Raw genomic sequence first — 806 nt, forward strand, 5'->3', positions numbered from 1 at the left:
ATCATTAGAGCCTGGACCAAGGCAAGCCTCATCAAACGAATCCTTATTGGAATGATCTTGGGAGCTACATTAGGAATGCTCTTTCCAAACCTTACAGGAATTGGCCTGCTTGGAGATCTCTTTGTAGGTGGACTGAAAGCCATCGCTCCTATTTTGGTTTTTGCCCTTGTTGCCAATGCCCTTTCCCAACACCAAAAGGGACAAAACACCAATATGAAGACGGTTATTTTCCTATACTTGCTCGGAACCTTTGCTGCTGCATTGGTAGCCGTTCTAGCTAGTTTCTTACTGCCTGTACAAATCACCCTGACCAACGCAAATACAGAAGTTGCTGCTCCTGACGGTATTGGTCAAGTCCTCAGCAATCTACTACTCAAACTGGTGGACAATCCCTTGAATGCCATTGTTGAAGCCAACTATATCGGGATTCTCTCTTGGGCAGTTATCTTTGGCTTGGCTATGAGAGAGGCAAGTAAACACAGTAAAGAATTACTGAAAACCATGGCGGATGTCACCTCTAAAATCGTAGAATGGATTATCAACCTAGCTCCCTTTGGGATTTTAGGCTTGGTTTTCAAGACCATCTCTGACAAGGGCATTGCTAGTTTGGCTAACTACGGTGTCCTCCTAGGACTTTTGATTGCTACTATGGCCTTTGTTGCTCTCATCATCAACCCGCTCATCGCCTTTCTCTTTATGAGGAAAAATCCCTATCCCCTTGTTTTGAAATGTCTACGTGTCAGTGGTATTACAGCCTTTTTCACTCGTAGCTCTGCCGCCAATATCCCTGTCAATATGAAACTCTG

At 44.4% G+C, this 806-nt stretch carries 1 protein-coding gene; it reads left to right on the forward strand.

Annotation, left to right across the window (positions count from 1 at the left end; genetic code table 11):
• Positions 1 to 806 (forward strand): serine/threonine transporter SstT (sstT, locus tag GMD1S_RS08470; protein ID WP_000530761.1); only part of this gene is annotated, 806 nt, incomplete at both ends.

It is taken from the genome of Streptococcus sp. GMD1S (assembly GCF_000296875.1).
In the GTDB taxonomy this organism is placed as follows: domain Bacteria; phylum Bacillota; class Bacilli; order Lactobacillales; family Streptococcaceae; genus Streptococcus.